This is a genomic window from Nitrobacter sp. TKz-YC01 (assembly GCF_047824785.1).
Taxonomy (GTDB): Bacteria; Pseudomonadota; Alphaproteobacteria; order Rhizobiales; family Xanthobacteraceae; genus Nitrobacter.
Genome location: NZ_CP181167.1, coordinates 884846 through 907618 on the forward strand (window position 1 = coordinate 884846; position 22773 = coordinate 907618).

Genomic DNA, 22773 nt, shown 5'->3' on the forward strand with positions numbered 1-22773 from the left:
CAACTGATGGAACGAGCCCAAATCTTCGATCTCATGGGTGAGCTCAAGCTCTACGGAATGAAGGCCGCCTTCGACGAGATCATGGTGACCGCCATCAAGCGCCAGCATGAACCTCAGCGCATCGTCGGCGACTTGCTCACGGCCGAGATCAGCGAAAAGCAGGCGAGATCGATCAAGTACCAGCTCACCATCGCCAAGCTTCCTCTCGCCAAGGACATCGCTGACTTCCAGTTCGACGGCACGCCGATCAACCAGACACTTGTCAATGATCTCGCCGGCGGCGGCTTCATCGCCCAGCAACGCAACGTCGTGCTGGTCGGCGGTACCGGCACCGGCAAGACCCATCTGGCCATCGCCATCGCCAGGAGCTGCATCCGCTCCGGTGCCCGCGGGCGCTTTTACAACGTCGTCGACCTCGTCAACCGTCTCGAAAGCGAGACCCGCAACGGACGTCAGGGCCGGCTCGCCGAACATCTGACCCGGATGGACTTCATCGTTCTCGACGAACTGGGTTACCTACCGTTCGCTCAATCCGGCGGCCAGCTTCTGTTCCACCTCATCAGCCGGCTTTACGAGCGCACATCCGTCATCGTCACCACCAACCTCTCCTTCGGAGAGTGGCCCAGCGTGTTCGGCGATGCCAAGATGACCACTGCGCTGCTCGACCGGCTGACCCATCACTGTGACATCGTAGAGACCGGTAACGACAGCTGGAGATTCAAAAGCCGCGACGACGATCAAACAACCCGCGCTCGCACCGTCTCCGCAATCCCGGCCAGCTCCGACGCTGCGAGCGCTACCAGCAAAGCTCGCCGATCAAAGGGGGCCCTTTTGGACGCCGATGGAGGGTCCCGTTCCAACGCCGATTGACAGTTCTGGCCGTAAGTCATAATCGGCCGCCACTTCTAAGCCACCTTCAAAGGACTCCTACCAATGCCCAACCTCGATTCCGGGGGCGCTGGCGTGCGGCTGACGCCCGCCTTACTGCGCTCCATCTTTCCGAAGGCCCCGGCCACGGTCATCGAGGCGTTTGCGGAGAAACAGGGCGTGTTGAGCGCGGTCGGCGTAAACCAGACCCGGCAGCGGCTCGCTTATTTCTTCGCCAACATTCATCACGAGACGGCTGGCTTCACCATCCGGGGGCTGATCGAAAACATCAACTACACCGCCTCCCGGATGGCTCAGGTGTGGCCGAACCGGTTCAAAAACGCCGCCGCCGTGCAGGCCAAGTACGGCACGGCGTCAGGCTGGCAGCGCAGAGCCTTCGACGACATCTATGGCAACCGCATGGGCAACCGGCCTGGGACGAATGACGGCTCGACCTATATCGGCCGGGGCGGCCCGCAGATCACCGGCAGGGACGGCTACGAGCAGATCAGCAAGCGCATCGGCGTTGATCTCGTTGCGTCGCCTGACCTCGCCAGCCGCCACGATCTACAGCCCGACATCTGCGCGGCCTTCTGGGACTGGAAGGGCTTGAACCGCTTCGCGGATAACGGCGACTTCCGCGGTTGCGTCAAGCTCTGGAATGGCGGGACGAACGGGCTTGCCGACAGGCAATCGCAACTGGCGCGGATCACGAAGATTCTGCAAGGCGCGGAGTGGGGCGAGATCACAGCCGCTCCGGTCAAGCCGCCACCCAAACCCGTCCCGGATCTCGCGCCGCCCGATCCGGCGCCAATCGCACAACCCGCACCAACCCCGCAGCCGTCCGTTTGGGCGGCCTTTTTTATGGCGATCGCAAAACTGCTCCGGAGGGCATGACATGGGACCATTCATCCGCATTGGCCTCCGGTATCTCGGGGGCTACCTCGCCGCTCGCGGCTTCATCGCGGAAGGTGATTCCGGGCTGTTCGACGATCCTGATCTTGTCACAGCGATCAGCTTTGCCGGTGCCGCCTTGTGCGCGCTCGCGGGCGAGGGCTGGTACTGGCTGGCCCGTAAGCTCGGGTGGTCGAAATGACGGCGATCCTGTCATGGCTCGCGTCGCTGCTCACCGGCCCGCTGCTCAACAAAGCGCTGGACGCGTACAAGGCCAGACTGTCGGCCGGCAATGACGCTGATCGTATCGCCGCCGATCTGGCGACGCGTGAGATGGCCGTGCAGCAGCGCGAGATCGAGGTGCAGGCGCAACATCGCATCGCCTCGCTCGGCCACTGGTACGAGCCCGACAAGCTGATGGGCTACGCGGTCGCCGTCTACGTCGGCAAGCTCCTGATCTACGACAAGGTGCTTGGCCTCGGGATAACCGACCCGCTCGGCGGCTGGATCGAGACGACGGCAAATCTGATCGTCGGATTCTACTTCGCCAAGCGTGGGTTCGAGAATGTCGCCGCGATCATCGGGAGGCGCAAGTGAGCGAAGCAAAGCGGTTCGATGATCTCCCGGCGCGGACGAAGGATTTTCTCTCCAATCTTCGGCCCGAGGAAATCGACACCCTGAATGATGGCATCCGGCTCGTTTCAGCGATCAGGACGGTCGGCACCTTCATGAAGTGGGTCATCGTCGGGTTGATAGGCATCCTCGCCGGTTTTGTGATGATCGGGGAATCGATCAGCAAAATCGCTTCCTGGATGAAGAGGGGCTGATCGATGAGACCAACCGTCATTCTGGCTGCGCTGTGCGCTGTCGTGCTTGCGTCGAGCGCCGATGCGAGGCCGAGGGACCCTCTCTCCCATCAGGAGAGGGGCGGCTGCTCCGATCCGATCTTTGGAAGTTGCGAAGTTGCGCAATCGCGCAACACGGCGCGCGCGGCGCATGCGCGTAAAAAGCTCCAAGTAAGGCGGCGAGATCGTCAAGTAAGCCCCCGAACGCTACCTCCCGGCCTTCACCGCGTCATGGCGACCGGTGCGGGTCGCATCGTTGGAGGCCGGCCGCACGGCTGCCCGCGCCGGTACTGCGGCTGTGGGGCGTCGCTCCATATCTTCGGCAGGATCATCCCTCGGCTGAACCTCGCGGCCAACTGGCTGCGCTTTCCGAGAGCGGCCCCGGCACCCGGCATGGTCGCGGCGCGGCGGGGCCATGTGTTCGTGCTCAAGCGGCACCTGCACGGCAAGGTCTGGCTGGTCTGGGATGCGAATTCCGGACGGGGCAAGACCCGCATCCATCCGCGCTCGATCGCGGGATTCACGATCGTCGATCCGAGGGGGTGAGGGCGCTTGCTGTCCGGATTGTGACGTTGCCCGTGGACCGCTCAGTGACGGGGTCGTACCAGACGGTGCTGACATCACCGCATAGCGCAAGCGGATAAAAGCGCCGCAGCAAGCCAAATCACATTAGCACACCGCGCGTATGAACGGAATCCCTGATGCAATCTATCCTCGCCCCCATCGGCTCCCTGGCATTCAGCCTCGGAGCCGCCCTGGCCTTTCTGGCTGGCTGGATGCGCCTTTGCGACAGCGGGAGCGATCTGGCCGGGAGGGCGCTCGGGGTTGGTGTGACGCTGCTGCTGCTCGGGTGGCTGATGATGGGGGTGGCGGGGGATGGCGAATCGTACGGATTTCCGTACTAGCTTCCCAGCCGCATGATTGTAGCGTGAGAAACGACTCAACAACAGTCGACGCGAATTATGGATATCGTCGCAACTTTGATGCTTACCAGCGCGCTTATAGGCGCGTTCGCCAGCATGCGCTTTAACGCGTTCGTCCTCGTGCCCATCGCGATATTGATTGCTCTCGCATCCGCAGCGATCTTACACAGGAACGATTTTGGGCCCTGGAGCGGCATTGCCACTATAATCGCCTGTCTGGTCGTGAACCAAGCTGGTTACATAATGGTCCAAATATTTAATCCGGCCGCCCATCTACTTTCCAATGATGTAGCCGACAGCGAACCAAGCCCCCGCCGCCAACAGGCCGTCCATGACGATGATAACGATGGCGATTAAAAGCAATCCCCATGTGCTGGGTTCGTTTTCGGCCTGAGGGAATGAAGAAGCGAAGAAGGATCTTCCCGCCCGATAAATCGACATGACAACTCGCAAATTTGATTTTGTAGAAAACAAGCGTAAAATTATTTAAATTAAATGTCATCTGATTTAGTTTTTAACGAGAATTTAATAAGTTCTCTACCTTTCCGCGAGTCGCGGAGAGTGTTTTGCTCACTTTTCTGAGATTTATTCCATTGTGCAGTGGCGAGCGGGCGGCCTCGCAAAAAGGCCCGCCGGGACGGAGATCGATCGACGGGCCCGTTCGGGTTGGTCGCGGGGGTGCGGAAGGTGCTCCGTTCCGATGGTACAACCCTCGTGGCAGACGAATGTTCCTAAAAGAGAAACCCGCCGGTGTGGGAGGGCGCCGGCGCGTTCGACGGGGGCGGGGGCCGGTTCGAAGCCGTCCGCCCGTACAGGTAATTGATACCGCGCAGTGGCGTTCCGCAATCCTGACGCGGGGCTGGCATGCGGGACGGTGCTTCGGCAACCAAACCCGCCGGGAAATCCCGGCGGGGTACGAACGATCAGTGCTTAGCCTGGATGTACCACGAACTCGTTATTTCTGGGGTGGAGCGTGGCATATCGAGCGTTCAAGTCAAAGATGGTCTCCATGCCGTGCTTCGGACGGCCTTTCAATCGGCTCTCACTGATGTCGGAGCCGTACGCGCGAAGATCGGCATCGTATCTCAGCACGTTCCAAGGCACCATGTAGTGATCGTCGCCGAATCCAAGAAAGCCGCCGACACCCAGTACGGCGTGGGCAATCTTTCCCTTCCTCTCGTCAACCAACACGTGCTTGATTGACCCAATCTTCTTCCCCTTGGCCCCATAGACAGCCTTCCCGGACAGTTTCGTACTAGGGCTCAGGTGCGAAGTTTTTCTTTTCACAGCCATTAGCTTATCCTTTCCTGGTTAACGACCCACGCACGGAACGCGTCCCGCCGAATTGCGGTTCGCGACGCGGGTCATGATTTTGGGGCAGATATGAGCGAGCTGGCATGAACTCGCCGCCGATCAGATGCGGTGCGCGGCAGTCAGTACATCCGTGATCTGCCGCGGCGCTCATCAGGTGAGCGGCTTGTTCGATTAGTTTGTCATGGAACGCGATCATGGGCGACAATGCCGCCTTCGCATTCTAGCCGTGCAATCTGCTCGGCCTCGATAGGGTTGAACTTCAATCGCACGCCGTATCCTGCACCGTTCTCTGCAATAAAAACTGCTCCGAGGTCCTCCAGCGCTTTCTTGATTGCTTCAATCTCATCAGCCTTCGGACTCCCTGCGATATTCTCAAAGCGTTCGATGGTGTCCACATCGACGCCTGAACGTCTCGCAAGCATCAAGCGTGAAATTTCAACGAGCGCACGGGCGGCGCGGCACTGCGGTCCATTAATCATCGATTCATCTCCTGATAGAAGCTCCATTTCGTGCGCCGGCGATATAGCTAACGCCGACCTGCGCGTTTCTGAATACCGTCAGGATCCACCAGGCAAATGAAGGCCATCCAAGCTAATAGTATGGCTCCAGCACTCATCAGCATCATTTGAACACCTCGCACGATTGCGCTACGTCGACACAGTTCGGTGCCGGCGCGGGAATACGTTCTCGGAAGGGGATCAGCTCTAAACCTTCGCGTACGAAGGAGCGGTCACGTCAAACCTGGAAAATTCTTTCGCTAGAGCATGGCTTTTATATAGGGACGGAACTGCAGAATTCAACACTGAACGGAGCTGGCTGCACGCCTACATTCAAAGACGACGCGTTTCTTAATCGTTGAGAGCGGTCCGGCATCGTAATGCATGCTCGGATCGGCACCAAGCCTTCATGGTCCCGCTTCCTGTCGTGGTTAGGATGTGCTGACTTAACTCGCTCCGTGCGCCCGCGGTAATTCCCTCGTGCGGCCGCTAACTATCCCTCGCCAGCTTCCGCTTCCCCCACCTATGGCCCTTCTTGCTGTCAGGGTTGCCGATCGGGAGCGGCTTCTCGCCGAATACGGCCTTGCAGAAGTTGATCCGGGCCATGAACACGAACGATCCGCCGCGCTCTGCCGCCTGGTGCAGCACCTTCGCCGCCAGTTGCCACGGCTCGGTGTTGCCGACCTTGCGGGCAACCCTCCCAGAACCCCTTTCTCACTTTGCAGTTTTCGAGGCCACTAGCGTCGTTGATGAACGGAACGATCATAACGATGACGCCTCATCGGATTCCTGCCGCACGTTGAAGAGGTACCCGACGCCGCTTCCACGCATTGGCGATAGGTCGAGAATTGGCAGTTCCCCGGATAACCCCACTTCCCTGCCTGTAGACAGTAAGCGTCATTTCGGGCGAGCGCCGGGCCAGCCACCGCAGCTAGTGTTGCCATTGTCAGAACCGCCAGGGTAGCTTTCATGTCGTCTCTCTCCTTTGGGCGAACAAAGAAACGAAGAGAGGGCGCGCGCGTTCCTAATAACATCCTCTGGCACCCATCGGGGCAGGAAGAGCCCAGCCGGCCGGGACAACTTCAGACCTGCTGTGTAAGCCGCCGCAACACCATTGCGGAATGTCGTTGAAGTCGGATGGCCATGGCACGATTTCTCTGTCGGTGACGACCTTACTCATGGTTCACCCGCACTCATTCTGAAACGCCAGCTAACCTGTTGATATTCCACAGGTGAAAAATCGCCCGATTTTCAGAACGCGCGTTGAAATCGCTGAGGAAGCGGCTGGATTTTGATTCCCCCATTCGGAGGTTCGATCCCTCCCGCCCCAGCCATCCAGTCTGATATTTTGTGGAATCTCTGAAGAATTAGCGAGAAGGCCCGCCAATAGCGGGCTTCGTGCATTCAGCTTTCGCCTCTGCGCGCCCGTTTTACGGTCATAGACAATTGAAATGCCAAAAGTCTCCGGCTGACGCCCCGAATATTCCCGTTTTTAGGGAGTCGAGACCGGAGACATAGTTCGATCCGGACTGCCGCCGTCCGGCGGCAGTCCAACCCCTTAAATAGAGATCACAGACTCGAAGGGTATGCCGTGACGGCTGCAAAGGCAGTTCCCCGTGTCCGCGAGGCCCTCGCTTTCCGGCACTCCATTGGTGCAAGCTGCCGCGCGACGGCCAGGGGAAGTAGCGATGAGGATGCTCGAAGGGTTCGTGCGACAGCGTATTGAGATCGTCACATTCTAATGGCGACAGTCACCTCCTTTGGTCGGAGGCTCCATGGACATCGGGCGATCAATTGACCTCGGTAAAGTGATTATCTTACCGAAATGACCCCGGCCAAAGCCGAGGGCTCTAACAGGCTGTTGAAGAAGTGAGTGGCGGCTGAGCTGTGAGCATGATTCATTGGCTCCGAAGCGATTTGGAGATGATGGGTGCGCGGCGGTGACAATCTGACTGGCGAGTTGTTCAGCTGCGTTGATCTGGAGGCGCGGGTTCGGCGCGATCACCCGCTTCGCGCCATCCGGGTCATGGTGAACGAAGCGCTTGTCGCTTTGGAGCGGGAGCTCGCGGCGCTGTATTCGCCGCTCGGGCGACCGTCGATCCCCCCGGGAAGTTGCTCAGGGCGATGCTCTTGCAGGTGTTCCACTCGATCCGCCCGGAGCGGTTGCTTATGGAGCGGCCGGAATACGACCTTCTGTTCCGCTGGTTCGTGGGCATCGGCGTCGACGATCCAGCCTGGGACCATTCGGTGTTCTCGAAGAACCGCGACCGGCTGCTTGAGGGCGACATCGCGGCCAGGTTCCTGAGTGCGGTGCCGGCCCAGCCCAAGGTCATGCCTCGACCACCGATCCGGACGCAAGGCCCTACAAGAAGGGCAAGGGCAAGGAGGCGAAGCTATGGGTCATGGGTCATGGGCTGATGGAGAACCGCCACGGCCTGTTGGTCGACGCCTGCCTGACGCTGGCCGGCGGACATGCCGAGCGGGTGGCGGCGTTGCACATGATCGAACCTCGCGCCGAACGGCCCCTGGCCATCACGCCTGGCGCTGATAGGGCCTGTGACACGGAGGACTTCGTCAATGAGTTGCGCGCGATGAAGGTGACGCCGCACGTGGCACGGAACACGAGCGGCCGAAGCTCGGCGATCGACGGACGCACGACGCGGCACAGCGGCTATGCCGTCAGCCAGCGTATCCGCGAGCGCATTGAGGAAGCGCTTGGCTGGATCAAGACGGTCGCCAACCAGGACAAGACCCGCTTCCGCGACCGCAACCGTGTCGGATGGGCCTTCACCTTCGCAGCCGCCGCTTACAATCTGGTGCGATTGCCCAAGTGTTTGATCCCAGGCTTTGATGGTGCAGTCTTCTCACAGGGATGGAGGGATGCGCTATGGGCCAGGTTCTTCACGGGAGCGCCACGACGACAGAGGCGGTCCGTCGAGCGATACAACATAGTCAAGAGAGCTTGAGGAAACTGGCCAAGCGCTACGGCATCAACCAGAAGACCGTGGCGAAGTGGAAGAAGCGTAGTTCGGTCGCCGATCTGCCGACCGGGCCGAAAGAGCCGCATTCGTCAGTACTTTCGCTCGAGGATGAGGCGATCATCGTCGCCTTTCGCAAGCACACGCTGCTACCGCTGGACGACTGCCTCTACGCACTTCAGCCGACGATCCCGCATCTGACGCGCTCGTCACTGCATCGCTGTCTGCAGCGTCATGGCATATCCCGACTGCCGGACGTGGAGGGCGACAAGGCGCCGAGGCGGAAGTTCAAGTGTTATCCGATCGGCTATTTCCATATCGATATCGCCCAGATCCAGACGGCCGAGGGCAAGCTCCAGCTCTTTGTGGCTATCGATCGAACCTCGAAGTTCGCCTTCGCACGTCTGGAGGAGAGCGCCACGGTCCACACCGCCGCGGCCTTCCTCAAGGCTCTGATTGAAGCCGTGCCCTACGAGATCCACACCGTGCTGACCGACAACGGCACTCAGTTCTGCGATCTGCCCTCACGCAGGAACGGCCCCACCGCAAGGCTGCGCCTCCACATGGTCGATCGTGTCTGCTTCGGGAACGGCATCGAGCACAGGCTGACGAAGCCCAATCATCCTTGGACCAACGGCCAGGTCGAAAGGATGAACCGGACCATCAAGGATGCCACCGTCAAACGCTTCCACTACGACAACCACGATCAGTTGCGACGGCACCTTCAGGACTTCATCGACGCCTACAATTTCGGCCGCCGCCTCAAGACCCTCAACGGCCTCACACCATACGAGCTCATCTGCAAACAGTGGACTTTAGAGCCGGATCGATTCATCATCGATCCAATCCACCAAATGCCGGGACTGAACACCTAGAGACACCCAGGATCAAAGCGTGGCTCGTCCGTCGGCCGCATTATCATGTCCACTTCACGCAGACTTCCGCGTCATGGATCAATCAGGTCGAGCGCTGGTTCGCTGAGCTCACCAGAAAGCAGATCCAGTGAGGTGTTCACACCTCCGTCAGGCAGCTCGAGGCTGACATTCGTACCTTCACCGATCTACACAACAAAAAGCGCAAGCCCTTCAAATGGACCAAGTCCGCAGATTTTGGCTTCCGTCAACGCTTCTGCCAAAAAGTCGGCCCAGCAGGCCTTATGTAGTGAACTTTGGATTCACGAGACTAGCTTTCCTTACGGTCGTACTCGTCCAAGCTAGCGCTTACCGTCATATTCTTGTTAGAAGTATCGATGACGGAATACAGTTGTCAACGCGGCCTCGATAGGCAAAATTCCCGGATCTTCAAACGGGCGGATCCCTGATCCGCTATCAGGTATACGACTGCTCGCTGCATGATCACGCAGCAATGCGTGGCCCATCCGACCTACATTCCATTCGGCATGTGAACGTATCGCCGTCGTTTTTTCAGTGCCAGCGTGGTCATTCGCACGTCATGTCGCAGTGAATAATGCCAGCCACCCCTAACCATCAAAGAGGTATGGCGGCATGACCGACATGGCTTTACCTGGTTCGATCGAACCTGCGAAAGGACGCAGACCGAATCTCGATGGTGGCTTTCATCCGCTCGCCGCGATTGCCTTTGCGGGCACGATTGCTGCGGGTCTGTTGTTCGTTGCCTACAGCATTTATGCCGATATCGATGCGACCGGCGCGAGGGTTACGACATATCTTCCGTTCATCCTATTGTTCGTTGCGCTTCTGATCGCTCTCGGATTCGAGTTCGTCAATGGCTTCCATGACACGGCCAATGCCGTCGCGACCGTCATCTATACGCGCGCGCTCAAGCCGGAGATCGCCGTGGTGTGGTCCGGCTTCTTCAATTTTCTCGGCGTTCTTCTGTCGTCGGGCGCCGTTGCCTTTGGCATCGTATCGCTACTTCCGGTGGAGCTCATTCTTCAGGTGGGCAGCAGCGCTGGCTTTGCCATGGTCTTTGCTCTGTTGATCGCTGCGATCTTCTGGAATTTGGGAACATGGTGGCTGGGACTACCCGCATCGAGTTCGCACACCCTGATCGGATCCATCATAGGAGTCGGCATTGCCAACGCGCTGTTGCACGGGCGATCCGGGACCTCAGGCGTCGACTGGAGCAAGGCGACCGAGATCGGATACGCTCTACTGCTATCACCACTATTCGGCTTCTGCCTCGCCGCTACCTTGCTGCTGGTGTTACGGAGCATCGTCAAGAATGCGGCGCTCTACACCGAGCCTCAGGGGGAACGGCCGCCGCCGCTGTGGATCCGCAGCATCCTGATCCTGACCTGCACTTTGGTCAGCTTCTTCCACGGCTCCAACGACGGCCAGAAGGGCATGGGCCTGATCATGCTGATTCTAATCGGCACCGTTCCAACCGCCTACGCCCTCAATCGTGCCATGCCGCAGAGCCAGATGGCGCAATTCCAGACCAACTCGACGGCCGCCAGTGATGTGATCGCGCAGAAGGCCTCCGGCTATAACGTGCTCGGCAACCCGCGGCTCGCCGTCACGGCCTATGTTTCCGAGCGCGCGATCAACGAAGGCACCTATCCATCCCTCGCAGTGCTCGTAGCCGACATCGCAAATCAGGTGACCCGCTATGATTCGCTGGCGAAAGTGCCTGCCGAAACGGTCGGCAACACCCGCAACGACATGTACCTCGCGTCAGAGGCGATACGGTTCCTGATGAAGGACAAGGAAAACGATCTGACCCAGGAGCAGGTTGCTGTTCTGCACGCCTATAAGGGTTCGCTCGATAGCGCCACCAAATTCATCCCCTCATGGGTTAAAATCGTGGTGGCGATCGCGCTCGGGCTTGGCACCATGGTGGGGTGGAAACGAATCGTGGTCACGGTCGGTGAAAGGATCGGAAAGACGCACCTCACCTACGCGCAAGGCGCGGCCGCGGAGATCACCGCCGCAGCAACGATCGCGGCTGCGGACGGTTATGGCCTTCCAGTCTCGACAACGCACGTCCTATCGTCCGGTGTGGCCGGAACAATGGCCGCGAATGGGTCGGGGCTGCAGTTGACGACCATCCGGAACATCGCCATGGCCTGGATCCTCACGCTCCCGTCTGCGATGATCCTTGCCGGCGTTCTTTACTGGATATTCTTGATGATGTTCTGAGAACGGTCATCGCCGCAGCATAGAGCAGGATAGAGGATGTATGGCACGAAGTCGCGGGACATGAACGCATGCGCGAGAGTCTGATTCAACCGCGTTGAATCAGACTCTCGCCTTAACTTTTTGATCAAGCATGATGTTATCCGAAAACCGGTTTCCACTTTATGCTGGCGCGGCCCTTCGGGTCGGGATCATGCGGTAGAGTCTTCACCGCTTCATGGAAACGGTGAAAGACTCTACCTTTATGTTTTGACGCGTTTTCTTCACGCGAACCGGATTCCACTTCGCTCGAAAACGCTATAAACCGCGATCAGAGCCTGAACACGCCGATCCGGCGCATCAGGAGATAGACCGCAACGGACGCTCCAAATACCAGCCCCATTGCGATCAGAAAACCGCTGTCCGTTTCAGTGAGCGGCAGCGCCTTGGTGTTCATGCCGAAAACGCCCGTTACCAACGTCGCCGGCAGCAACAGCGTTGTGAGAGTCGTCAGAACATAGAGATGGCGGTTGGTCTCCTCAGCCATCATTATGGACATTTCTTCCTGGAGGCGGCCGCCGCGCTCGCGAAGCTTGAGAACACTATGATCGAGCTCGTCGAGCCGCTGTGCCAGCCGGCTGGCGGCAAGTTGCAAGCCGGGCTTCAAGTCTTCGGAGCAGCGCCGTTCGAGTCGATGAAAAATGGCACGCAGCCCGGACAATTGCCGATGCATCTGGACCGTTCCGCGGCGGAGCCGCGCGAGCTTCGATCGCTCCGGTCCCGAGCCCTCGGCAATCTGGTTCTCGATGCCGTCGAGTTCGTCCGCCATGCTGTCGGCAACCTGATCGATGCCGTCGGCCACCTGCTCGACGATCAGCTCCAGCAACGAGGCGGCATGCGGCAGGCGATGGGTGCCGCTCTCGATTGCGATGCGCGCCGCCTCGACAGCAGATAGATGGCGATGGCGGCCGCTGACGAGATATCGGTCCGTCATGACAAACCGGAGGTGACCGATACAGTCGCGAACGCCGCCGAGATCGCGTTCAAGGTCGGCAATCACGCCATGGATGAATGAACCCGTGGCATGAAGCTGCTGATGGCGATCACGCGACAGCATCGTCGCGATCCCCGCCTTCGGTAAACCCGAGGCGGCCAGCCACTGGGTCGCGAGCGTGCTGGCGAGGTCGAGATGAATCCAGACCCACCCCTCGAAATGATTTTCAATTGGCTTGTCGGCAAACAGCGGCTCTGCGGTTCCGTCACCATGAATGCGGAATGCCCAGACCAGACCTGGTATCGTTCCAAAATTCGGCTGGTCGTTCAGAGACGTCGTATCGATCTGCGGGCTGTCCTCAACCCGATGGATGGTCACAACCACTCCTGCTCTACCCACACCTCAGCTATGGTACCACTCAGTAATCGTGCCGGCGATGAACATCGTGTACCACGATTCCGGAGCCGGCCGGAGGCATCGACAGCCAGTCTCGCCGTTTCAGCGTACGCCGCGTGTCCTCATATCCGCTCTGCCAGTGCTCGCGCATCGACGTGCCGGAAAACTCGTAGTCCTTGGCATGGCCTTCATAGGCCTTCTGCTGATAGATAATGTGCAGGATGGTGAGTTGCGGCAAGTTTGCGAGCTGTTCGCGCAAGGTGCGATCCTGCTCGTCCATACGATCATCCGGAATTTTGTCGAGCATCCTTTGGAGATGCGTCTTCCAGGTGTGAATGCGACGATACACATCGGTCGTGTATCGCGTCCGTGACGAATACATAATGTCCTTTTGACGCGCCAGCACATCCTGGATGTCACGAGGCAGCACGCCCCTGGCGCTGAACAGGTCGACCTGGAACACCAGCGTGTTCATCTTGTCGTCCTGTTCAAGGATGCTGCAATGGCGTATTTGAGACGATGCCGCCGTCCCAGAAATAGTCGGTGCCAATCTTGACCATTGGCAGCGCCGGCGGCAACGCCCCGCTCGCCATGATGTGCTCTGGCTCGATCTGTTCGCGGGAGTTGTCGAAGTAGACGAAATTTCCCGTGAGAACGTTGACCGCGCCGACTGAAAATCGCGTGGAGCCCTCGTTGAGCAGATCGAAATCAACGAGTTCCAGCAGCGTATCGCGAAGCGGCGCGCTGTTGTAATAGCTCGTGGCCGTACTGGCTCCCGTCAGGCTCGCCCAGGGGTTCGGAAAATGCGGCGTGAAAAATCCGGGCTGCCCCTGAACAGTCGTCACCCAGCAACTGGTCGCGTTACGAGCCTTGCGGAAAATATCGCCATCGGGCGTGTAGGCCCAGATCTTGCGCTCGGTAATTCGGTCCCAGAACAAGCGAAGCTGCTTGAGACGGCGGTTCGGCGGATTCCCGGCGATGATCGCGGAATTGATAGCACCGATCGAGACGCCGGACAGCCAGTCCGGCTCGATGCCGCCTCCTCCATCACCGGCAGTATCTTGCCGATCGATGGCGGCTGGACCGCCCATTGAAGGATGGATTGTCATGCGCAGGGATCAGATCCTCAAGCTTCCTTCAATGCCGGCGAGCGGACCGAGTTATCCTGCCGGCCCCTACCGCTTTATCAATCGCGAATTCATGGTCATCACCTATGAGACCGATCGTGAGTTCATTGTCGAACAACTGCCTGAACCGCTCGAACCGCTTGATGAGCCTCTCGTCCATTATGAATGGATCAAGATGCCCGACAGCAGCGGTTTCGGCAGCTATACCGAGTCGGGGATGGTGGTGCCTTGCCGATTCAAGGGCGAAGATGTCAGCTTCGTCGTGCAGATGTATCTCGACGACGATCCGCCGATTGCGGCCGGACGCGAGATCTGGGGCTTTCCCAAAAAGTACGCTCACCCAAAGCTCGAGATCGTCAAGGACACGTTGACCGGTACGCTCGAATACGCCAACCAACTCGTCGCCATGGGCACCATGGGCTACAAGCATGAAAGCATGGCCGGTAATGGCCTACGCACCACGGCCATTCTGACCAAAACACAGGTCAATCTGAAGCTTCTCCCGGGCGTCGACGGGCGGCCCGAGATCTGCCAACTTGTCGGCTACAATCTCACCGATATCAAAGTCAAAGGCTCATGGCTCGGGCCAGGACGGCTCCATCTGGTTCCACACGTCAACGCACCGGTCGCTGATTTTCCGGTCCGCAGAATCATCGGCGCGCATCATTTCGTAGCCGACGTCACCCTTCCCTATGGCCGCGTACTTTACGATTACAACGTAGATTAGCGACGTCCCGGAGCGGTCTCGAAGAAAGTCAGCGTCGGATCGTTTCGTCGATTGCGTCAATCGAGGAAACGATCCGGGCAGGCGCGACTGATCAAATGCCGACGACGGCGCCATCCTCGCGCGTGATCACGAGCGTCGCCGACCGCGGAATGGTATGGCCACCATCCGGCCAGTGGCTGCCAAGGCGCCCCTGCGCAAACTCATCGGCGCTCGTATGCGCGCCTGGATGCTGAACGTTAACGAACATGGTGCGGCCGTCAGGCGTCGTCGTCACACCGGTGATCTCCTGCCCGAGCGGTCCCGTCAGAAATCGACGAATTTCTCCCGTCTGTGGATCTGCGCATAGCATCGCGTTGTTTCCGAACGGCTCGTAATAACCCCCTTGTTCAATGCACGATCGCTGACGTCCGTCTGGATCCATAATCGGCCTTCGGCGTCGAACCATAGCCCATCAGGACAGGCGAACAGGTTATTCTCATCAAGCGGATGTCCGGTCAGGTCGCGGCCAGAGGCCTGGTCGCCGCCAATGACGAACAGATCCCAGCAAAACGCGTCGCCGCGTGGTCAGCGTTTTCTTCGGTCCAACGCACGATATGCCCGAAATAATTCTCAGCGCGTGGATTTGCCTGATCGATTTCATCCGGCTTGCGCTCAACATTGTTCGTGAGGCTGAAGTAGACCGCGCCGGTCATTGGCTCGACCGCGCCCGATTCCGGCCGGTCCATGCGGGTGGCGCCGACATGCCTTGCCGCGGCGCGGGTGTTGACCAGCACTTCGGCCTGACTGCTAAATCCGTTCTCGGAGGTTAGGCCATTCTGGCCAATTGCAAGCGCCAGCCAGTCACCGGTTCCGTCATCATTGAACCGCGCGACATAAAGGGTGCCGTCATCGAGAAGATGGCCGCCCGCGTCAGCTTTACTGTAGGGCTGCGCGCTGACGAATTTGTAGATGAACTGAAACGTTGCATCGTCGCCGGAATAGCAGACCAGTGGCTTGCCTTCGGTCGCCGGTGCGAACACAACGCCCTCGTGCGCGAAACGCCCGAGCGCGGTGCGCTTGACCGGCACGGCATCGGGCCGGAACGGATCGATCTCCACCATCCAGCCGAAGGCGTTTGGCTCGTTGCGATAATCCTCGGCCGAGCTTGGCGCTTTGCGCGAGGCATCGAAGCGAACGAACGCATCGTCGCCGATGTCGGCCAGTTCCCAATGATAGTGTGTCTTGCCGCGCGGCACCTGATACTGGCTGTGCTCTCGGGGTTGATCGGGTTTGCCATCCTTTTTGTCATCATTGCGAAAATAAAGCGCCCAATTCTCCTCGGCGGCAAGATAAGTGTTCCACGGTGTCGCGCCCGACGCACAGTTGCTCAGCGTACCGCGTACGCTAGTGCCCTCTGGACTGTATTTCGTTGTGACGAGGCCGCTCCCGCGCACCGGTCCAGCCAATTCCATCGGCGTAAGGGCGGTGATGCGGCGGTTGCGAGAATCGGCGACTGTCACCCATCGGCCATCGACCTCGCGGCGTATCCGAACGACACTGACGCCATGCGCATTCATTTCCTTGAGAACGTCGTCAGCCTGTCGTCGGCCATCGATGAGGTAGACATCTTCGGCGCCGAGCTTTAGACCTGAGGCGGAGACGTGCATCAACCGCGGTTCGACATATTCGTGGTTGATGACAAGCAGCCCGTCATCGCTACGGCCGTCGATGGCAAAGAAATGCATCCCGTCATGGTGACTGCCAACCTGCATCGCCTGATCTTTGCCGCTGTTGTCGACGGTGATGGCTGGCAGGCGGCCGAGGATCGGCTTGCCCCATGGTAGGATAACCTGCACCCGGTAGCCTTCGGGGACGGCCACGCTATCGGTACGGCTGATCGGCACCGGTTTGAAGTCGAGACGGCTTTCGCCGGTTGTCGCATCGTCCGGCCGGACGAACAGCGCAGCGAGCGCGGTAGCGAGCCCGCCAGCGAGCACGTCGCGGCGCTTCAGGCGCCGCGTGACAAGATCGCCAAAACGCGGATTTCCAATCTCAAGACACGGTGGCTCATCGCCGCCGTCGCCGGGAACAATCTCGATGGTCTGGCTCAATTTGGGACTCATAAATAAGATGGAAAGTCCCAAAATTACCGCCGCTCTGTGACAGTTCGTTCACTCTGGAGGCAATGTCGACTCCAGATCAACGGCCTCCAGCAGCATAAATTTGATAAAAGGTGACGATAACCTCAACCGCGATCAACACGACGATAATAAGTTCAAGGTGCAGCGATCGGCGCGTATCGATAATATCAGCGAGAGTGTTGGCCGTTTCGGCCACTACAGCGAGTTTCCGATTGAGCGCGTCGACACGCTCTTTAAGTTCATATTCGTCTTCGAGCCGTGCAAAGAGTCGCTCCAGATCTGCACGATCCCACAAAACATCTGGCTTTTCCGCTACAGCAACGCGGCCCGATACCCGGTGCTGTACCAGCAGGGCGTTCCCGAGGAGCTTCAGCATCCCTTTTCGGTTACGCCGAGTACGCCCGTGATCTGCCAACTCTTTCGCAAATGGCTCGATAATTTCGACCACTTTCGCTACTTCACGCTCGTCATGGGCAAGCACAACGCTCTTCGCAAGGACATCGGCAACGACAAGAAGCGTGTCGGGCGACATATCCCGCAACTGAAGCGGACCTCCTGCCTGAACCTGATCCTCGGTCTCGCTGGCGATCGTAAGGATCGCAGTTTCCTCCTCAGAACGCACGAGCGCGCCACCGATCCGGGGCTTTAATGTTTTCAAGAAGTTGGCTTCATCTTCGGGTGAAAGGCCGACCAACACCACGACGCCATAGCGAAACAAAACAACGACACGAGCCCCACCAATTCGGATCGCGAGGGGAAGCGTTGACAGTACTTCGCCCTCGAATCCCACCGTATTGATCCGATCTCCGACATACAGAGCATGCGCGGGGACCCGCGTGCCCATTTCCGCAGAAAAATTTGTCGGTGTGTTCACTACGCATCGTCTCCGCGCGTCATGCTTTTTCCTTCATCTCATGAGGGGCTATTGGATATCATCCGAAGTAAGCAGAGATTGTGACGGGCATAAAACGGGGGAATGCCGTGAGACAAACCGATGTCTCTTGCGCTAGGTGCGGAGCCGGATTCCGGCGGCTAGAGCTTATGTCGGTGCCTAATCAAGGCGGCGATTTCCGCTGCCCGATCTGTAGTGAGGTCCTGGAAGTCTTCAGTGATGCCGAAGTGTTCGTCGTCTATCGTCTCACGGTCTCGCCCCAAAAGAAAAGGCCCGGCGCAAAGACGGCGCCGGGCAAGTTATGAGCGGCCGGGATGAGGAATTGACCGGCCTGCCGGGTTTTCGGAAAGAAGACCCATGGCAAAGCACCGCATGGCAAGCTCGCGCCCCACCGGGACTTTATTCTTGTTGCTGTGGCGGCCAGCGATGACATCACCATGCCTGAACTGGCGAAGGAACTGTCGAAAGCCAAAGGCGTCAAAGCCGACCCGTCGACCCTTTCGCAGTTTCTGATCGCCTGCGGGCTCAGATTCAAAAAAACTCTTCGGGCCAGCGAACAAGACAGACCCGAACTGGCCAAGGCTCGCGCCGCGTGGAGAGACGGCCGCCAGCCCATCATGCGCGAACAGCGTCAACGGCTGGTCTTCATCGATGAAACAGGCACGACAACAAAGATGACGCGCGGGCGCTCAGCAAAAGGCACTCGGTTGAACAGCAAGGCTCCCTTCGGCCATTGGGGCACGCAGACCTTCGTGGCGGGCCTCAAGTGCGGACGGCCTTATCGCCCCTGGGTCATTGATGTCCCGATGAATCGGGTGATCTTCGAGAGCCGCGTCGAAACCCAGCTCGCGCCCGCCCTCAAGCCAGGCGACGTCGTCATCCTCGACAACCTCTCCAGCCATAAAAGTGAGAGGGCCAAAAAAGCGATCCGGGCGCAAGACGCATGGCTCCTGTTCCTGCCGCCCTAAAGCCCGGACCTCAATCCCATTGAAACGGCCTCCGCAAAACGCAAGGCCCATCTACGCGCCAGGGCCGTCAGAACCATCGACGATCTTTGGAAGGCCATCGGCAACATCTGCGCCTCCTTCACACCCCAGGAGTGCCCAAACTACTTCAATGCCGCCGGATATGGATTCAAATGAGCGCCCGCGGCTCCAATCAGGGATATCCCAACTACGCCATGATGAGGCCCCGCCTTCCTTGGCGGCGCTCAAGCATGACCGCGGATGAAGCGAAGCAGAGACATCGGGAGCTTGGTGTCGAGATCAGAATGGCCCTTGGAAAGTACGCTATAGACTTCCCCGATGCGCTTGAGGGCTACGCCGACGCACCGATCATGGACGCACCGATCATGACGATGAAGCCGTGGGTTTCGGGAAACTGATCATCGTTCAGGCAACCCCGCGCAACACTCTGGACCAGGGCTATTGGGCGGCGACTCGCTATCAACCGGGTCTGAACGAGCCGCGCACGTTCCTGCTGTCGACGACGTTCCAGTTTTAATCTTTCTTCCGCTTCTTAACGGTTTTGGCCTGTGCTGCAACGGCAGGCGCTGATTGTTTGGTGGTGATTGTGATCACCTTCAGCGCTTCCATCTCCTTTTTCAAAGAGGTGATCTCCTGATCGAAGCGAGCAATCGTCTCTTCCTTGCGGACGGACAGCGCGTCGATACTAGCCTGGAGTTCTGCTGCGCGCCGGTCGCGCATTTCCTGCGGGAAAGTCAGATCGCTGTCCCCGACCTTCGGAAACACTTTCGAGGTCATGCGCTTCTGGATGGAAGCGGCGTGCTCTTTCAGGATCTTGTCGAGCGTCATGGCATACCCCTACGGCGTGATGATATTGAAGGCACTGGCGGGCGCCGGAAAATCCGTGTGTTGAAGAGTTTCGCCGGCGGTGATGTTGCCCATATAAGGCCCGGGCATACCGTTGAAGTTCACCGAAAAGTAACGGCGTGTCGTCGCCTTGATGTGATTGCCCGACACGCTCGCCGCACGCCCCGTCAGTGAGACCGTGGCGCGGCGCTCGTCACGCTCGCGCGGCGAGACATGCATGCAGTAGTTCTGGTCGAACAAAACCCTTTCGAAGCGGATGACGGCCGTTTCCGTCTTGCCCTCACGAAGTTCAACCAGCGCCGTCTGACCGGTGCCGATGAACTTATTGCCCTGGACCTGAATGGCAAAGCCGATGACCAGGTTATCGCTGATTTCCCACTCCAGCCAGCCGCGCATGGCCAGGGCGCGATCCTCGCGGTTCGGGTCGCGGCTTAAAGCATTCGAATAGGTGACGAGATTATTGCTGACACGCGCTTCGAGGATCAGATCGCCATAGATGCCGTAATCGGCATCCGTCGTGGCCGAGGCATCCGGAAGTGATCCCGTGTCCATGATTTCATTGCCCACCACATGAGCTTCGCCCGCCACATACATTAGCGCGATCGCGCGCGCGGTCTGGGCCATGGCGCGGCCGCAGGCGACGACGCGGTTGTCGATGATCTCGCAGCGGCCGATGATCAGCAGGGTCGCCACGCCCCAGGTTTCCAGGTCGTTGATCCTGTTGCCCACGATCGCCGGCCCCCATTCGCGCAGCAGCGAAATCCCCGACTGCCCGCCGCGGATGTCATTCTCGGCAATCCGGTTCTGGTTGCCGTCGATCAGAAACACGGCGGCGGCGACGGAATCAAAGCGATTGCCCGTGAAAAGTGAACTGCGCAGGCGAGTGCCGAGGATGCCGTAGCCCAAACCAAACCCGGCGAGAACGTTGTCTTTCACCACAAGGTCGCCTGCTCCAATCGCAAACAGCCCGTGCTGCACGCCGGACATGATGTTGCCCGTCACGACACATCCGAGGACAGGGATGTCCTTGTCATCGACGGTCGCGCCGATGCGGATCGCGACGGGACCGCTGGCGTCAAAATCCTTGTTGCCGGAGATCAGCGTATTGCCTGTCACCCCGCAGAGTGAGCCGGTGATACGGATTCCGCTGAAGAAGCGGTTGCGGTAGCGTATCTTGTTGCCGGCGATCGTGCACAGGTCGGCGGCGCAGTCGATGCCGGGGAGCACGGCGGTGGTGCTGAAGGAGTCCGCGAGCAGCGGCATCTCGACGAGGTTGTCGGTGATGATCGACTGATCGGCCCGAGAGCCGGCGAGCTTGTAGGGGTCGTCGTTGAGGACGATGCCGAGCAGGGCGCCCTCAACGAGATTGCGGGTGATCCGGCAAGCAAAGGCGGAGCGCTGGATGAGAATGCCGGCAAGGCCGGGCGTACCGTCCTCGCCCCGGCCGAGATTGAGGTCGATGACATTGCCGTCGGCGCAAAATGCCTGGCACCGTTCGACGACCCAGATGCCGGTCGACACATGATCGATCCGGCAGCTCAGGATGCTGACATGATCCGAGCCGATGATCGTGAGGCCCGTAACCTGGCGGTCTTTGATGCTACGCATGGCGCAGTGAGCGATGCGGATATTGGCGGCGAGGTTGACGGTCACCACGCCTTGCTCCGGATCGCGGATGGCAACGGCCTCGAAGACGATGCCGAGGATATCGACGCCGTCGACCAGCGCCCCCGTGGGATTGCCGATAACGAGCGCGGATCCGACATCGTCGATGCGGACGGTCGTGCCCGGGCTTTCGGCTTTCAGCACGATGTTGCCGCGCGCGATGCGTAGCGGAGCGCGGATCACATGGAGGCCGGTCTTGAGGCAGACACAACCTCCCTGCGGCGGAAGGGCGTCGATGCCCGCCTGGATATCCTCGCCCGGCCTGACGATGATCGTGCAGCAGCAATCGCCAGCGTCTTGCATGGGCGGTGGCGGACGGCAGTCGGAAACCGTTGGATTAGCCGTGCCGAGTCCCGTGATTGCCGCGATCTGCACATAGTGATGCTGAATGCCGCGCGGCGGTGCCGCGGTCAGTATCTCGATCTCGGCGGTGGCCGTTCGCGCCCAGAACACCCAGTAATCGCCGGTTCGGAATGAGCCGCCGGCGGGATCGGTGGCAAAGCGAATCTCGATTCCGGCCTCGATGGCGATAGGTCCCGCCGCCGTGGTGATCAGGCCGCTTGTGGGGTCGAGGCCGGGATTGGCGGCGGCCGTCTGATCCCATTTCTGGATCCGCGTGTGGCGAGCCGAGACCTCATCATCATTCGCTCCAAAGGCTCGGGCCCCGCCCGAAGGGATGGCCCGGTCCAGCACGATACGCAGGTTGGCGTCGTCGATATCGGCGACCATGGCCATTTCGCCTGGCTCGCCGATGAGTTCGCGATGGTCGTCGGTAACGGTCACCCAGTCGCCGATCTGAAAGCGCATGAACTGGTCGCGGCCGATGCGGTTGACGGCAAGCGTCGTCTGGGTGCCGCTCACCGCGATCGAGCGCACGACCGAGACGATGCTTCCGTTGTCCCTGGACCATTTGAACCTGGCGGTGCCGAGCGGCCCCCCTTCATGGACCTCGATCCGATACAGACGATTTTCCAGCCCGCGATAGCCGCCGACGGGAGGCAGGATGCAGGGATCGTCGGGATCCGGGGGCGCAATGGCTGCGGTCGTCAATCGGCCCGCAGACGGTGGTTCTCCGATATCGGCGCCGCAAGCTGCCCTGTCGCGCGGATCGATGCGCAGTTGCCAGACGGTTTGGATGCGGGTCGTGGTATCGGCTCCGCCGAGGGCCACATCGAGCAGCGTGGGATCCTCGATGTAGGTGACCTCGCGCTCCCACACGTCGAGATAGACGACCACATCTCCCTGCGGCAGCGGCTCGGCGAGCGGTGTCGGCAGAAACGGCTGAGTGAGATAGGTGGCGTTTTCTCCCTCGAAGGCTTCGATCTGGATGCCATCGACGTAAAGGCGCCCTGTCCCGATCGAAAGATCCGGAGGCGGGCCGGGGATGAGCCCGACCAGAAAGGCATCCGGGCTTGTCGAATAGGGAATGCCGAGGGGACCGAACATGTCGAGGGTCGTGGTGCGCTGACGGCGCTTGAGGATGTCGATCTCCTCGTTCCAGTCGGAATCGAGCTGGACTCGGCCCTGCTGCATCAGAACGCCGGAATAGCGCTTCAGAGGATCGAATCCGAACCTCGTATAATCGCCACTCATGTTCTTGCTCC

20 protein-coding genes and 4 pseudogenes are annotated in these 22773 nt (G+C 59.5%); 14 read left to right on the forward strand and 10 right to left on the reverse strand.

The window, feature by feature from the left end; genetic code table 11:
• Positions 1-6: 6 nt before the first annotated feature.
• The 7 genes from istB to ACMYR2_RS04180 all read left to right on the forward strand — a co-directional run bounded on the left by istB (position 7) and on the right by ACMYR2_RS04180 (position 3511).
• Positions 7-870 (forward strand): IS21-like element helper ATPase IstB, encoded by an 864-nt coding sequence (istB, locus tag ACMYR2_RS04150; protein ID WP_416192932.1) that lies wholly within the window; start codon positions 7-9, stop codon positions 868-870.
• Positions 871-933: 63 nt separating this feature from the next.
• Positions 934-1764: a glycoside hydrolase family 19 protein gene (locus ACMYR2_RS04155; protein WP_416193724.1), complete on the forward strand. Its 831-nt coding sequence runs from the start codon at positions 934-936 to the stop codon at positions 1762-1764.
• Between the two features lies 1 nt (position 1765).
• Complete coding sequence (locus tag ACMYR2_RS04160) at positions 1766-1963, forward strand: hypothetical protein (RefSeq protein ID WP_416193725.1); 198 nt, start codon at positions 1766-1768, stop codon at positions 1961-1963.
• Positions 1960-2358 (forward strand): hypothetical protein, encoded by a 399-nt coding sequence (locus ACMYR2_RS04165; protein WP_416194057.1) that lies wholly within the window; start codon positions 1960-1962, stop codon positions 2356-2358. The genes ACMYR2_RS04160 and ACMYR2_RS04165 overlap by 4 nt, the downstream gene beginning before the upstream one ends.
• Complete coding sequence (locus tag ACMYR2_RS04170; RefSeq protein ID WP_416193726.1) at positions 2355-2588, forward strand: hypothetical protein; 234 nt, start codon at positions 2355-2357, stop codon at positions 2586-2588. The genes ACMYR2_RS04165 and ACMYR2_RS04170 overlap by 4 nt, the downstream gene beginning before the upstream one ends.
• Positions 2589-2837: 249 nt before the next feature.
• Complete coding sequence (locus tag ACMYR2_RS04175) at positions 2838-3152, forward strand: hypothetical protein (RefSeq protein ID WP_416193727.1); 315 nt, start codon at positions 2838-2840, stop codon at positions 3150-3152.
• A 155-nt stretch (positions 3153-3307) separates the two neighbouring features.
• Positions 3308-3511: a hypothetical protein gene (locus ACMYR2_RS04180; RefSeq protein ID WP_416193728.1), complete on the forward strand. Its 204-nt coding sequence runs from the start codon at positions 3308-3310 to the stop codon at positions 3509-3511.
• A 291-nt stretch (positions 3512-3802) separates the two neighbouring features.
• Here ACMYR2_RS04180 and ACMYR2_RS04185 read toward each other — a convergent pair whose 3' ends face one another.
• The 4 genes from ACMYR2_RS04185 to ACMYR2_RS04200 form a co-directional block, all read right to left on the reverse strand.
• Entirely contained in the window at positions 3803-3970 is a 168-nt protein-coding gene (locus ACMYR2_RS04185) for a hypothetical protein (RefSeq protein WP_416193729.1), read from the reverse strand.
• 489 nt (positions 3971-4459) lie between these two features.
• Positions 4460-4822, reverse strand: a complete 363-nt coding sequence (locus tag ACMYR2_RS04190) for a PRC-barrel domain-containing protein (protein WP_416193730.1) — start codon at positions 4820-4822, stop codon at positions 4460-4462.
• 200 nt (positions 4823-5022) lie between these two features.
• A complete protein-coding gene (locus ACMYR2_RS04195; RefSeq protein WP_416193731.1) occupies positions 5023-5322 on the reverse strand; it encodes a helix-turn-helix domain-containing protein in 300 nt (99 codons plus the stop codon).
• Positions 5323-6077: 755 nt separating this feature from the next.
• Complete coding sequence (locus tag ACMYR2_RS04200) at positions 6078-6374, reverse strand: DUF3551 domain-containing protein (protein ID WP_416193732.1); 297 nt, start codon at positions 6372-6374, stop codon at positions 6078-6080.
• An 896-nt stretch (positions 6375-7270) separates the two neighbouring features.
• On the opposite strand from ACMYR2_RS04200, the pseudogene ACMYR2_RS04205 reads away from it, so the two are divergent.
• From ACMYR2_RS04205 to ACMYR2_RS04220, 4 genes and pseudogenes are all read left to right on the forward strand, one after another.
• Positions 7271-8177: pseudogene (locus ACMYR2_RS04205) on the forward strand (transposase); the annotation flags it as partial.
• Positions 8178-8227: 50 nt separating this feature from the next.
• Complete coding sequence (locus ACMYR2_RS04210; protein ID WP_416193733.1) at positions 8228-9193, forward strand: IS481 family transposase; 966 nt, start codon at positions 8228-8230, stop codon at positions 9191-9193.
• Positions 9193-9480 (forward strand): annotated as a pseudogene (locus ACMYR2_RS04215) (IS630 family transposase); the annotation flags it as partial. The gene ACMYR2_RS04210 and the pseudogene ACMYR2_RS04215, both read left to right, overlap by 1 nt.
• A 343-nt stretch (positions 9481-9823) precedes the next feature.
• Positions 9824-11440 carry an inorganic phosphate transporter gene (locus tag ACMYR2_RS04220; protein WP_347265146.1) on the forward strand — a complete coding sequence of 539 codons (1617 nt, stop codon included), beginning with the start codon at positions 9824-9826 and terminating at the stop codon, positions 11438-11440.
• Between the two features lie 307 nt (positions 11441-11747).
• On the opposite strand, the gene ACMYR2_RS04225 is transcribed toward ACMYR2_RS04220, so the two are convergent.
• Both ACMYR2_RS04225 and ACMYR2_RS04230 read right to left on the reverse strand, forming a co-directional pair.
• Positions 11748-12788, reverse strand: a complete 1041-nt coding sequence (locus ACMYR2_RS04225; protein ID WP_416193734.1) for a CorA family divalent cation transporter — start codon at positions 12786-12788, stop codon at positions 11748-11750.
• A gap of 40 nt (positions 12789-12828) precedes the next feature.
• Positions 12829-13843: pseudogene (locus ACMYR2_RS04230) on the reverse strand (patatin-like phospholipase family protein); the annotation flags it as partial.
• Positions 13844-13913: 70 nt separating this feature from the next.
• On the opposite strand from ACMYR2_RS04230, the gene ACMYR2_RS04235 reads away from it, so the two are divergent.
• The gene (locus ACMYR2_RS04235) at positions 13914-14660 is read left to right on the forward strand and encodes an acetoacetate decarboxylase (RefSeq protein WP_347265148.1); all 747 of its coding nucleotides are present in this window, start codon (positions 13914-13916) and stop codon (positions 14658-14660) included.
• A gap of 91 nt (positions 14661-14751) precedes the next feature.
• Here ACMYR2_RS04235 and ACMYR2_RS04240 read toward each other — a convergent pair.
• Together ACMYR2_RS04240 and ACMYR2_RS04245 are read right to left on the reverse strand one after the other, a co-directional pair.
• A pseudogene (locus ACMYR2_RS04240) lies at positions 14752-16762 on the reverse strand (PhoX family protein).
• A gap of 76 nt (positions 16763-16838) precedes the next feature.
• The gene (locus ACMYR2_RS04245; protein WP_416194058.1) at positions 16839-17624 is read right to left on the reverse strand and encodes an RMD1 family protein; all 786 of its coding nucleotides are present in this window, start codon (positions 17622-17624) and stop codon (positions 16839-16841) included.
• A 461-nt stretch (positions 17625-18085) separates the two neighbouring features.
• On the opposite strand from ACMYR2_RS04245, the gene ACMYR2_RS04250 reads away from it, so the two are divergent.
• Together ACMYR2_RS04250 and ACMYR2_RS04255 are read left to right on the forward strand one after the other, a co-directional pair.
• Positions 18086-18640 (forward strand): transposase, encoded by a 555-nt coding sequence (locus tag ACMYR2_RS04250; protein WP_416193735.1) that lies wholly within the window; start codon positions 18086-18088, stop codon positions 18638-18640.
• Between the two features lie 170 nt (positions 18641-18810).
• Positions 18811-19056, forward strand: coding sequence for a hypothetical protein (locus ACMYR2_RS04255; protein ID WP_416193736.1), 246 nt, complete (start codon positions 18811-18813; stop codon positions 19054-19056).
• A gap of 115 nt (positions 19057-19171) precedes the next feature.
• Here ACMYR2_RS04255 and ACMYR2_RS04260 read toward each other — a convergent pair whose 3' ends face one another.
• Both ACMYR2_RS04260 and ACMYR2_RS04265 read right to left on the reverse strand, forming a co-directional pair.
• Positions 19172-19486 (reverse strand): hypothetical protein, encoded by a 315-nt coding sequence (locus tag ACMYR2_RS04260; RefSeq protein WP_347263675.1) that lies wholly within the window; start codon positions 19484-19486, stop codon positions 19172-19174.
• A 9-nt stretch (positions 19487-19495) separates the two neighbouring features.
• Positions 19496-22762: a DUF6519 domain-containing protein gene (locus ACMYR2_RS04265; protein ID WP_347263676.1), complete on the reverse strand. Its 3267-nt coding sequence runs from the start codon at positions 22760-22762 to the stop codon at positions 19496-19498.
• Positions 22763-22773 lie beyond the last annotated feature (11 nt).

Excerpts from the sequence above, each read along its gene's own strand:
- istB (WP_416192932.1), top strand. The coding sequence starts at position 7 with ATGGAACGAGCCCAAATCTTCGATCTCATGGGTGAGCTCAAGCTCTAC.
- ACMYR2_RS04155 (WP_416193724.1), top strand. The coding sequence starts at position 934 with ATGCCCAACCTCGATTCCGGGGGCGCTGGCGTGCGGCTGACGCCCGCC.
- ACMYR2_RS04160 (WP_416193725.1), top strand. The coding sequence starts at position 1,766 with ATGGGACCATTCATCCGCATTGGCCTCCGGTATCTCGGGGGCTACCTC.
- ACMYR2_RS04165 (WP_416194057.1), top strand. The coding sequence starts at position 1,960 with ATGACGGCGATCCTGTCATGGCTCGCGTCGCTGCTCACCGGCCCGCTG.
- ACMYR2_RS04175 (WP_416193727.1), top strand. The coding sequence starts at position 2,838 with ATGGCGACCGGTGCGGGTCGCATCGTTGGAGGCCGGCCGCACGGCTGC.
- ACMYR2_RS04180 (WP_416193728.1), top strand. The coding sequence starts at position 3,308 with ATGCAATCTATCCTCGCCCCCATCGGCTCCCTGGCATTCAGCCTCGGA.
- ACMYR2_RS04185 (WP_416193729.1), bottom strand. The coding sequence starts at position 3,970 with ATGTCGATTTATCGGGCGGGAAGATCCTTCTTCGCTTCTTCATTCCCT.
- ACMYR2_RS04190 (WP_416193730.1), bottom strand. The coding sequence starts at position 4,822 with ATGGCTGTGAAAAGAAAAACTTCGCACCTGAGCCCTAGTACGAAACTG.
- ACMYR2_RS04195 (WP_416193731.1), bottom strand. The coding sequence starts at position 5,322 with ATGATTAATGGACCGCAGTGCCGCGCCGCCCGTGCGCTCGTTGAAATT.
- ACMYR2_RS04200 (WP_416193732.1), bottom strand. The coding sequence starts at position 6,374 with ATGTTATTAGGAACGCGCGCGCCCTCTCTTCGTTTCTTTGTTCGCCCA.
- ACMYR2_RS04210 (WP_416193733.1), top strand. The coding sequence starts at position 8,228 with ATGGGCCAGGTTCTTCACGGGAGCGCCACGACGACAGAGGCGGTCCGT.
- ACMYR2_RS04220 (WP_347265146.1), top strand. The coding sequence starts at position 9,824 with ATGACCGACATGGCTTTACCTGGTTCGATCGAACCTGCGAAAGGACGC.
- ACMYR2_RS04235 (WP_347265148.1), top strand. The coding sequence starts at position 13,914 with ATGCGCAGGGATCAGATCCTCAAGCTTCCTTCAATGCCGGCGAGCGGA.
- ACMYR2_RS04245 (WP_416194058.1), bottom strand. The coding sequence starts at position 17,624 with ATGGGCACGCGGGTCCCCGCGCATGCTCTGTATGTCGGAGATCGGATC.
- ACMYR2_RS04255 (WP_416193736.1), top strand. The coding sequence starts at position 18,811 with ATGAGCGCCCGCGGCTCCAATCAGGGATATCCCAACTACGCCATGATG.
- ACMYR2_RS04260 (WP_347263675.1), bottom strand. The coding sequence starts at position 19,486 with ATGACGCTCGACAAGATCCTGAAAGAGCACGCCGCTTCCATCCAGAAG.
- ACMYR2_RS04265 (WP_347263676.1), bottom strand. The coding sequence starts at position 22,762 with ATGAGTGGCGATTATACGAGGTTCGGATTCGATCCTCTGAAGCGCTAT.